We start from the raw sequence: 10,746 nt of genomic DNA on the forward strand, positions 1-10,746 counted from the left end.
TCAGCGAAAAAGGCACTTACCGCTTTATCAGTAAGCGTTTTAAGCTATTTATTTGATAGCAAAACGCTGCACAGCCCAGCAAACCCAGCGCGTACCGCTTGCCCAGCAACACCTGAATGCGCGCACCCAGCGCGGCGCCTTCATCGTCCTCCAGCCGCGTGAACTGCTGGGTCCAAGCCTCAGACTGCGCAAAATTCGGGAACCAGGGTGGTTCGCCCCACAGCCAGTCCGGGTGCGTGGCCCTGGGGCTTCGTCCAAACACATGCAGGTGCATCTTGCGGTGCAGCGCGGGGGTTTTCGGCCCCTGGGGATGGGCCAGTGGGTTCAGCGCGTTGTTGCCCGCCTCCCAGTAGTTCAGGCAGCCACCGGCAAGCTGCGGCAAGGTGTCGAGCATGGCCCGGCCCGTTGCGGCCACCAGGCACGACCAATGCGCCAGCTCTTCGGGCGTCAGCTCGCTGCGTTCCCAGACGGGACGCGGCGGGTGGACCAGCACATGCCCGCCATCGCCGCGGTGGTTCATGGGCCGCGCGGGGAGGTCGACCGTGCCACCGGCACAGCGGATCAGGGTGGTGTGAATGTTCAAGGGCAATTCTCCAAAGCAGAGGTTTGTGAAAAGGGGGCGGTGGCCGCTGCGTGGCTTATCCATCGCCGCGAGGCGCCCAGCAGGCGATGGCCGTGGCCGACAGCAGCAAGGCTGCGACGCCATACACCCAGGCGGACGGCGCAATGGGCAGGAGCACCCCCGCCAGCACCGGGCCCGCACCGGCACCCAGGTCCCGCCAGACCGACCGCGTCGCCAGCGCCTGGATGCGCCCCGGCCCCGGTGTGCGGCGCGCGACCAGCGGCGGCAACAGCGGCAGCAACAGGGCTCGCAAAATCACGATGGCCAGTGCGCTGGTCCACAGCCACCCCAGGCCAAAACCCACCAGGGCCAGCGACGTGAGCACCGCGAAACCCACGAGCAGCACTTCGGCGCCATAGCGCTCGGCCAGGCCGCCACCCACCGCACTCAGCGCGATCTCGGCCAGATAGCGGACCGACAGCAGCATCCCCGCCACGACTACCGGATGGCCCGGCAGCACATCGCGGCCCAGGTACGACAGGCCGATGATGAACAGGCCGTCCAGCACCAGCCCCTCGACGAAGGAAAAGCGGTCCAGGCGGCCCGGCAACCTGCCCCAGCGCTTGGGCGGTGGCGGCAGGGCATGCGGCTGGGCGGGCAAGTGCCGCGTGGCCAGCAAGGCGCACAACGCAACTGCCGCAAACGCAAAGAAGATGGCCCGGGGCTCCCACCAGAGCGCGCAGACACCGCCCGCAGGCAGGGCCAGCATGGGCCCCAGCGCTGCAAAGGCGCGCGACTGCCCGGCGCGGCGCGCTGCGCCCAGAGGCTCGGCCGTGGCCAGCGCCTGCGTGGCGAGGTTCAGCGCCGCAAACGCCAGGCCCCACAGCAGCCGCAGGCCCAACAAGGCGATGAAGCCGCTGAGGGTGGCGTACCCCAGCGCACACGCGGCGGCGGCCAGCACGGCCAGCGAGCAGGTGAGGCGCTCGCCATGGCGGGCATAGAACCGCGCCACCGCCCCGTAGCCCGCAATGCGCACGAGGCGATTTGCGGCCAGCAGAATGCCCGCTTCAAACAGGGTGACGCCAAACGCCGGGGCAAACATCGGCAGCAGCAGGTAGAGCACCGTATCCCCGGGGAGTGACAGGCCCAGCGCCAAGGCGGCGCGGCGCGAGTGGAGGTCTGAGGCAGAGGGGTTGGCTGAAGGCTGTGGCATGGCCCGCATGGTGCGCGGCGGTGCCCGGCGCGACAAACGATATTGCTGCGCGCCATGCGTGACAAAATTGCACGCATGTCACCCCGCCTGCCCCCGCTGAATGCCGTCCGCGCCTTTGCAGCAGCGGCGCGCCACCAGAGCTTTACCCGCGCCGCGCTGGAGCTGCACGTCACCCACAGCGCCATCAGCCGCCAGATCAAGGCGCTGGAATCCCACCTGGGCGTGGAGCTGTTCGAGCGCAAGACGCGGCAGGTGCTGCTCACGGCGGCAGGGCATCAGTTTCACGCGCAGGTCGGGCCTGCACTCGCGCAGATCGGCGCCGCCGCCCAGTCGCTGCGGGGCGATGCCGGGCTGCGCAGCGTCAAGATCAACGTGCGGCCCAGCTTTGCGGTGCGCTGGCTGATCCCCAGGCTGCCGGGTTTTGTGGCCCAGCACCCGGACATCGAGCCCCAGGTCATCACCAGCACGCTGGCACCCGACCACGCGGCCGAGGCCTTCGACCTGGCCCTGCGGCGCGGCCCGCGCGGGTGGCCGCCGGGCATGCAGGTCCACCCGTTTCTGGAAGACGAGGCGCTGGTGGTGGGGTCGCCGGCGCTGTTCGCCCAGCGCCCGGTGACGCGGCCCGAGGCGTTGTCGTCCCACGTGCTGCTGCTGTCAAAGTCGCGCAGCAAGGACTGGGAAAGCTGGAAGAAGCAGGTGAACGCGCCAAGGCTCCAGCCCGCCAGCTGCCTGCAGTTTGACCACCTGCACTTTGTGCTGCAGGCCGCCGTGGATGGGCTGGGCTTTGCGATGGCCCCGGTGTCGCTGATTGCCCACGACCTGGCCTCGGGGCGGCTGGTGTCGCCCTTGCCGACCTTGCGGCTGCCGCTGACGCGGCACTACTTCGGCACGGCCCCAGACCCGTCGCCGGAGACACTGTGTCTGGTGCAATGGCTTCGGCAAGAGATGGACGCGCTGCCAGGTGCGCTGCCGCCGTCAGGGCCGGGGCGCACAGCGCAACATTCAATTCAAAACAAGCCCTAGCGCTTTACCATCAAGCGCTAAAAGCTATATTATTTGTAGCAAAAAGCGTTATTCGCCGTCGCTCATCCACCGTGCCGTGCCCGACACGCGGATGGAGCTGCCCGCCACCGGCCCTATCTCGGCGCGCAGGCGCGAGCGCATGCCCATGTCCTCGCCCTGCACCACGTCGATGGCGCCGCCATGCGGCCAGCCCAGGTCGCGCAGGTAGCCCGCCAGCGCGGCCGTGGCGGCGCCCGTGGCCGGGTCTTCCAGCACGCCGCCTGAGGCAAAAGCGTTGCGGGTGTGCAGCAGCCGGTCTGACTCCACACACACCAGCACGATGGTGACCAGCCCGGCGCTCACCATCAGCGTGCGGCCGGCTTCCAGCGCGTAGTGCATGGCCGCCAGCGCCGCGCGGCTGCGCAGGGCCAGCACCAGGTGGTCCGCACCGCCGTGGATGAGCGCGGGCGGAATGCGCGGGTCCAGATCGGCCGCGCTGAGGCCAAACAGGGCCAGCGCGTCGGCCAGCAACGTGGCAGGCACAGGCCCGCTGCGCGTGGGGGGCGACTGCAGCGCCGCCTGCACCAGATCGCCCTGGGGGCGGCCTTCGACCGTGATCTCGGCCTGGCTCAGCGACAGCGCAAACACGCCGTCGCCCTCGCGCTGCGCCAGTGCTGCGCCCAAGGCAATGGTGGCGTGGCCACAAAAGGGCACCTCGCTCTCGGGCGAAAAGTAGCGCACCTTCCAGTTGCCATCGCCCAGTGGGGCGGCAAACGCGGTTTCAGAAAAGCCGACCTCGGCAGCGATGCGCTGCATCTCGGCGGGGCTGGGCAGCGCGTCGCCGATCCACACACCGGCGGGGTTGCCGCCCCGTGTGCCGTCGGAAAACGCTGCGATTTTTTGGAGCGCCATGGTGTTCAACATACAGAACGACAGGACAGGAGATGGCAGGGCAGCCAGTGGCTCAGAGCTTGGGAATGCGAATCCGGCTGATCATCAACGAGCCTGACACCGCAAACAGCAGCACCAGCGGGTGCAATGTGAAGCCGCCAATGAGCACCTTGCCAAACCACAGGCTCTCGCGCACAGCGCCCAGGTAGGCGGCGAGGGCCATCAACGCCACCAGCATGATCGAGGTGGGAATCGGCGTGCCTTCAAAGTATTTGACCTTGCCGTCGTCGCCCGACAGGGTTTCGGCCGTGACGTTGTAGCGCGCCAGGCGCGACACGCCACAGGCCACGAAGTAGGCCAGTACGATGCGGTCATACAGGCCCTGCATGCCGCAGCCGTAGGCAATGATGGCGGGCGCTACGCCGAAGGAGATCACGTCGGCCAATGAATCCAGCTCGCGGCCCATGGCTGAACTCTTCTGGCGCCAGCGCGCGATGCGGCCGTCCAGCACATCAAAGATCAGCGCGGCCAGCACCAGGGCGCACGCAAAGTACACATGCAGCACGTCGTTCGTTTCCAGGTACGACATGACCGAGAACAGCGCGCCCACGCCGCAGACCGCATTGCCCAGCGTGAACCAGTCGGCGAGGTGGAACTCACGGATCATCGAAAAACGTTTGGGCGGCTGCGGAGTGTTCATGGAGGGAAGGCGCGCGGCGGGGCGCGCAGTGGCAATCAACAAGGTCCATTATGGGTGTGCCGCAGCACCACCCGGCGCTGAGAGCTTGCGGACGGTCTCGCAGGGGGTCCTGAACCCTCTCTGACATCTGCGTGACTGCTTTTGCACCGGCACACAGACAGACTGTGGCCACGCGGCGGGCGCAGGCGGGTAGGACGATGCCGCATCCGCCCCCCGCCGGTGACCGACCCGCAGCCCCATAAGACCCGAGACCCGCCATGCGCCTCCCACAGATGCCCCCGCTCCACACGCCTTTCTCACCCGGTGCCCCGGTGCGCAGCCTGCAGGATGTAGAACGGCATGAAGCCCGCCCTCTGGCCGAAGCGCTGCCAGTGCAAAGCACCTACGAAATCTTTGTGAATTCGGCGGCGGCGTTTGGCGACAAGACGGCGCTGAGCTTTTTGCCCACGGCCGACCCTGCCGCCGAACCCATCCGCTGGTCGTACGTGCAATTGCTCACCGGCATCCACCAGACAGCCAACCTGCTGCACCACCTGGGCCTGGGCCCGCAAGATGCCGTGGCCGTGCTGCTGCCCGGCTGCCTGGAATACCACCTGGCCCTGTGGGGCGGCGAGGCGGCGGGCATCGTGCAACCGCTCAACCCCATGCTCACCGACGAGAAGATCGCGGCCATGATGACCCTGGCGGGTGCCAAGGTGCTGATTGCCTATGGCGGCGAAGGTGATGTGGGCTACTGGAGCAAGGCGCTGCGCCTGCGCGCCCTGGTGCCCACGCTCACCACCGTGCTGCGCGCGGCCCCGCACGATGAAGCCCCCGAAGCAGCGCCTGCCCTGCCCGCTGGCGTGGTGGATCTGGCTGCGCGCCAACAGCACCCCGGCGACCACCTGGTGAGCGGTCGCCACATTGCTGCCTCCGACATTGCGGCCTACTTTCACACCGGCGGCACCACGGGCGCGCCCAAGCTCGCGCGCCACAGCCACGGCGCGCAGGTGTTCACCGCCTGGGGCAGCGTGCAGATGCAGGGCATCACGCCGCAGGACGTGGGCATCAACGGCTACCCGCTGTTCCATGTGGCAGGCGTGCTGCCGGGCTCGCTCGCGGCGCTATCGGCGGGGGTGGAGACCATCATCCCCACCACCGGCCTGTTCCGCAACCGCGAGGTGATCGCCAACTACTGGCGGCTGGTGGAGCGCTACCGCTGCACCTACCTGTCGGCCGTGCCCACGGTGCTGGCGGCACTGGCCAATGTGCCGCTGGGCGGCGCCGATATCTCCACCCTGCGTTACTGCCGCACGGGTGCGGCCATCCTGGCGCCCGAGCTGGCGGCGCGGTTTGAGCGCCTGTTTGGCCTGCACATCCACGAAAGCCTGGGCATGACGGAGATGGCCGGCATCTCCACCATCACCCCACCGGGTGTGAACGCACCCGCAGGCTGCGTGGGCTGGCGGCTGCCCTATACCCAGCTGCGCATCGTGGCGCTGGATGCGCAGGGCAATGCGTCGGACCAGGACATGCCACCCGGCCAGCCGGGCATGGTGCTCTTCCAGTCCCCCAACCTGTTCTCAGGTTTTCTCGACGCCGCCGACACGGCCAAGGCGTTCACGCAGAACGGCTGGCTTGCCACCGGCGACCTGGGCTTTGTGGACGACCAGGGCCGCCTGCACCTGAGCGGCCGCTCCAAGGACCTCATCATCCGCAGCGGCCACAACATCGACCCCAAGGTGATCGAAGACGCGCTGGGTGCCCACCCCGCCGTGCAACTTGCTGCTGCCGTGGGTGCGCCCGACGCCTATGCGGGCGAGCTGCCCGTGGTCTACGCCACGTTGGTGCCCGGTGCACAGGCCGTGACCGAGGCCGAACTGCTGGCCTTCACCGCCGAACGCGTGGACGAGGCCGTGGCCCGCCCGCGCTGGGTGCAAGTGCTGGAGACCATGCCCGTGACGAACGTGGGCAAGATCTACAAGCCCGAGCTGCGCCAGCGCGCGGCTTGCCACACGGTGCAGGCGCTGGTGGATGACGTGTGTGCCACCGAAGCCCCAGGCCAGCCCCGCCCCGAGGTGCAGCCCGAAGGCGACAACGCGGTGCGTGTGGCTGTGGCCCCCTGCGCACAGGCAGACGCACTGGCCGCCCGCCTGCGCGAGGTGCTTGCGCCCCTGCCAATCACCGTGCGCATCACCACCGCCCCCGCCGCAGGGAGCCCCCAGACCGCATAAGCCCATGGCGTGACAGCCAGGCCCCGGCCCGCCACCATGCATGCGGAGCCCGCTGAGTGAATTTTTATAACCATGACAGGAGACAAACCGATGCACTTCCACCCCCTGATGTCCCGCCGCACCTGGCTCGGCGCCGCTGCGCTGGCCGCCGCCTGCACTGGCACGACCGCCTTCGCGCAGGCCTACCCCAACAAGCCCATCAAGATCGTGGTGCCCTTTGCCGCTGGCGGCGCCACCGATGTGCTGGCGCGTGTGCTGGCCGAAAAGATGGCCGTGGGCCTGGGCCAGCCCATGGTCATCGACAACAAATCCGGCGCGGCCGGCATCATCGGCACCGACGCGGTGGCCAAGGCGGCGCCCGATGGCTACACGCTGCTGCTGGGCCTGAGCAACTCCATGCTCACCAACCAGTTCCTCTATACCAAGCTGCCCTACAGCCCCGAGAAGGACATTGCGCCCATCTACCAGATCGCCATCGCGCCGCTGGTGCTGGTGGCGCACCCCAGCGTGACCGCATCCACGGGGCCCGAACTGCTCAAGTACGTTGTGGCCAACAAGGGCAAGGTGGCCTATGGCTCGTACGGCACGGGCGCGTATCCGCACCTGGCCGGGGCCTACATGAGCCTCACGCAGAACGCCGACATGAGCCACGTGGCCTACCGGGGCGAAGCGCCCATGGTGCAGGACCTGCTGGGCGGCCAGATCCAGATCGCGTTTGCCAGCGCGCTGCAGGTCAAGCCCCACATCGAGGCGGGCAAGCTCAAGGCCATTGGCGTGAGCGGCGAGCGCCGCATGGGCACCCTGCCCAATGTGCCCAGCCTGGCCGAACAGGGCCTGAACGACGAGGCCTACCGCGTGGCTGGCTGGCTGGCGTTTGGTGCCCCCGCAGGCACGCCGCCCGCCATCCTGGAGCGCATTGCCGACGAGGTGCGCAAGGCCACACAGCTGCCCGACGTGGCCCAGCGCATTGCGGCCATGGGCTTTGATGTGCAGAACAGCTCGCCCGCGCTGTTCTCCGCCGCGATTGCCAAAGAGCGGCCGGTGTGGGAGCGCTTGATCAAGGCGTCGGGGGCGAAGCTGGATTGACGGATTGAGGGGCGGGGCAGCCTTCAATTACCCCCATCGGTCATGGCGCCCCTGAACACTCCCTCTCCCCTCGCGGGAGAGGGAGCCAAAGCCGGAGCGCTGCTGGTGCTGGTGCTGGTGCTGGGGTAGCTTGGGCCCACACGCGCAACGGGGCAATACCAGATTCAAGGGTAGATTCCAGAACGAAGTGCACGATTTGAAAGGACCCATTGCTATGCTTTTCTAGCAATGCGCCAGGCGCTTTGTCACCAGCACTAAGCCACCGCGTACTTGGTGCTCCCCGCAAATCCGCGTCGGCAGGCATGGGCATCTCCCTCCGCACGGCAAATGTCCCATAGGGCACACCGGCATTGCAGCCGCAAGAGGGCTGCGCTATCGTGCGTCCACCCCTTGTCCATGAATCCTGCGCCGGTCGTGTCGGCACCGACGGCAACACGGCCCTCCCCCATGCGCCTGAACAATATTGCGACACCCGTCATTGCCTGGACAGGAGCCACCTTGCTCCTGGGCGTGCTTGCCAGTGCGCTGCTCACCTGGTGGCAGGCCGATACCAACTTCCGAACAGCGCAATCGGCGTTTGAAACCCATTCGCTGGATGTAGTGGAGCGCCTGCAGGACCGGATGCGCCTGTACGAATATGGCCTGCGCGGCGCCCGCGGCACAGTTCTCACAGCGGGCGAAGACGGCATCAACGAGCAACTTTTCGATCAGTACACCAAAAGCCGGGACATTGGTACCGAGTTCCCGGGTGCACGCGGCTTTGGCTTCATACGACGGGTGCCACGCCCTCAAACAGACGACTACCTGCAGGCACGGCGCGCCGACGGCCGCCCGGGCTTTGCCATCAAGACCTTGAAGGAGCACGAGGGCGAAAGCTTTGTGATCGAATACATCGAGCCTTCAGAGCGCAATAGTGTGGCCCTTGGGCTCGACATCGGCTCCGAGACCAACCGCAGGCAAGCAGCCCTGGCTGCCTTGCAGTCCGGCAAAGCCACGATCACGGGCCCCATCACGCTGCTCCAGAGCACCGGGGACCCTCAGCGGTCTCTGCTGTTTTTGCTGCCCGTGTATCGCGGCGGTGCCACACCGGAAACACTGGAAGCCCGGGAGGCCCGGGCCTTTGGATGGAGCTACGCACCGCTGGCATTGAGCGAAGTCCTGGCCGACTTCAGCCTGGCACCACTTCACTACGACCTCAGCATCACCGACGTCTCCGACCCCACGAAGCCAGACGTGGTGTTTAACAGCCAATTGACCCGTCCCCCATCGACGGCAACGCTGAGCCAAGCCCTGGAGCGGGAGGTGTATGGCCGACTGTGGCGCATTGACCTCTACGCGCGGCCTGGTTTTGTGGATCACCTGCACCTGATACCCGCTCGGACCGTCCTCGCTGCTTCACTGGCGACCAGTCTGCTGCTGGCGGCACTGATTTGCGCAATCCTGCTGGGTCAGGACCGCAAACGCAAAAGCCTGGTGCAGCAGGCCCAACTGGCCACCATCGTGGAAAACTCTGCAGACGCCATTGTTGGCGAGTCCAATGATGGCCGGGTGATCATCTGGAACCGCGCAGCCGAAAGGCTGCTGGGCTACCTGCGCAGCGAAGCGATGGGCCAGCCCCTGCTAGAAAAAATCACACCCGAGGGTGAGCGCAACACAGCAGCACAACTGGTGGAACAAGTGCGCGCCAATGCCGAAATGGCGCCCGCCGACACGACGTTGCTGACCAAGGCTGGAGCACTGGTGCCCGTATCCATAACGGTCGGAGCCATCCGGGGCGCCCACGGCGAAATCATTGGCATAGCCCGTTTGGTGCGCGACATCAGCGAGCGGCTGCGCGCAGAGCAAAAGTTGCGCGACCTGGCAGACAGTCTTGAGCAGCAGGTGAAGGACCGTACCGCAGAACTGGAGACAGCGCGCCACGATCTGCAGACCGTTCTGGACTCCGTGCCATCCATGATCGGTTACTGGGACAAAAATTTGTGCAACCGGGTGGCCAACCGAGCCTATAGCGATTGGTTTGGCGTCGATCCGGCCGGCCTCTTTGGCAAACACATGTCTACGTTGCTGGGCAGCGAGCTCTTCGAGCGCAACCGTCCTCACATCGAGGGCGCCCTGCGCGGCGAGGTGCAGAAGTTCGAGCGCGCCATCCCCCGTATTGACGGGAAAGGCAACCGGCATTCGCTTGCCAACTACCTGCCCGACGTGGTCGACGGAGAGGTCCGGGGCTTTTATGTGATCGTGCACGACATTACCGAGGTTGTGGAAAGCCGCATGGCCGTTGCCCGGGAACGCGAACGCCTGGCGCACATCATCGAAGGCACCAACGTGGGCACGTGGGAATGGAATGTGCAGACCGGAGCCATCACCATCAACGAGCGTTGGGCAGAGATCATTGGCTACACCGTCGCAGAACTTCAGCCCACCCGCATTGAAGCCTGGGCGGAACGCAGCCACCCCGACGACCTGCCCCTGGCGCAAGAGATGCTGGAGCGGCACTTTCGTGGTGAAGAGGCTCAATACCAGAGTGTGGTGCGCATGCGCCACAAAGACGGGCATTGGGTGTGGGTCCAGTCCCGGGGGCGCGTCTCTACCCGTACGGCTGAGGGAGCACCGCAATGGATGTACGGCACACACCAGGACGTGACCCCGATGAAGGAGGCAGAGGAGCAACTCCAGCGCGCGGTGGCCATGCTGGGCGGCGTTCTCGATGCTGCCACCCAGCAATCGATCATTGCCACGGACCCTGATGGCATCATCACCCTCTTCAACACCGGGGCGGAAAAAATGCTGGGGTACTCGGCGCAGGAGCTGGTCGGCGTCAGTTCACCCGCCCCGCTGCACTTGATCGAAGAAATCGAAGCTTATGGCAAAGAACTGACCCAACGCCATGGATACCCCGTGCAAGGCTTTCGGGCGTTCGTACATGAGTCGGCGGTTTCAAGTCCAAGTGCAACAATCAAGTTAATGGACTGAATCGGGCTGTTGGGCCAAGCGAGCCAAATGCTCGGCATACACCTCAATAGGCTTGCTCCAGCCCAAAGTCATCCTGGGGCGTCCATTGAGTTCGTCGGCCACCGCA

8 protein-coding genes and 1 pseudogene are annotated in these 10,746 nt (G+C 66.4%); 4 read left to right on the top strand and 5 right to left on the bottom strand.

Annotated elements, in window-relative coordinates:
- Positions 1 to 16: 16 nt before the first annotated feature.
- Positions 17 to 583 carry a hypothetical protein gene (locus NFX52_RS14885; protein WP_055397277.1) on the bottom strand — a complete coding sequence of 189 codons (567 nt, stop codon included), beginning with the start codon at positions 581 to 583 and terminating at the stop codon, positions 17 to 19.
- Between the two features lie 55 nt (positions 584 to 638).
- Complete coding sequence (locus NFX52_RS14890; protein WP_370541935.1) at positions 639 to 1,784, bottom strand: MFS transporter; 1,146 nt, start codon at positions 1,782 to 1,784, stop codon at positions 639 to 641.
- A 66-nt stretch (positions 1,785 to 1,850) separates the two neighbouring features.
- Between NFX52_RS14890 and NFX52_RS14895 the strand changes: the two genes are divergently transcribed.
- Positions 1,851 to 2,798 carry a LysR substrate-binding domain-containing protein gene (locus tag NFX52_RS14895; protein WP_055397298.1) on the top strand — a complete coding sequence of 316 codons (948 nt, stop codon included), beginning with the start codon at positions 1,851 to 1,853 and terminating at the stop codon, positions 2,796 to 2,798.
- A gap of 48 nt (positions 2,799 to 2,846) precedes the next feature.
- Here the strand turns inward: NFX52_RS14895 and NFX52_RS14900 are convergent, their stop codons facing one another.
- Together NFX52_RS14900 and pssA are read right to left on the bottom strand one after the other, a co-directional pair.
- On the bottom strand, positions 2,847 to 3,689 hold the full coding sequence (locus NFX52_RS14900) for a PhzF family phenazine biosynthesis protein (RefSeq protein ID WP_055397281.1): 843 nt from the start codon (positions 3,687 to 3,689) through the stop codon (positions 2,847 to 2,849).
- 52 nt (positions 3,690 to 3,741) lie between these two features.
- Positions 3,742 to 4,368, bottom strand: a complete 627-nt coding sequence (pssA, locus tag NFX52_RS14905) for a CDP-diacylglycerol--serine O-phosphatidyltransferase (RefSeq protein WP_055397283.1) — start codon at positions 4,366 to 4,368, stop codon at positions 3,742 to 3,744.
- A 257-nt stretch (positions 4,369 to 4,625) separates the two neighbouring features.
- Between pssA and NFX52_RS14910 the strand changes: the two genes are divergently transcribed.
- From NFX52_RS14910 to NFX52_RS14920, 3 genes are all read left to right on the top strand, one after another.
- A complete protein-coding gene (locus NFX52_RS14910) occupies positions 4,626 to 6,581 on the top strand; it encodes an acyl-CoA synthetase (RefSeq protein ID WP_055397285.1) in 1,956 nt (651 codons plus the stop codon).
- Positions 6,582 to 6,671: 90 nt separating this feature from the next.
- Positions 6,672 to 7,667 (top strand): Bug family tripartite tricarboxylate transporter substrate binding protein, encoded by a 996-nt coding sequence (locus NFX52_RS14915; RefSeq protein WP_055397287.1) that lies wholly within the window; start codon positions 6,672 to 6,674, stop codon positions 7,665 to 7,667.
- A 447-nt stretch (positions 7,668 to 8,114) separates the two neighbouring features.
- Positions 8,115 to 10,640, top strand: coding sequence for a PAS domain S-box protein (locus NFX52_RS14920; protein WP_055397289.1), 2,526 nt, complete (start codon positions 8,115 to 8,117; stop codon positions 10,638 to 10,640).
- On the opposite strand, the pseudogene NFX52_RS14925 reads toward NFX52_RS14920, so the two are convergent.
- Positions 10,629 to 10,746, bottom strand: a pseudogene (locus NFX52_RS14925) (IS30 family transposase); the annotation flags it as partial. The gene NFX52_RS14920 and the pseudogene NFX52_RS14925 sit on opposite strands and share 12 nt — an antisense overlap.

The organism is Acidovorax facilis (assembly GCF_023913775.1).
GTDB lineage: Bacteria > Pseudomonadota > Gammaproteobacteria > Burkholderiales > Burkholderiaceae_C > Acidovorax > Acidovorax facilis.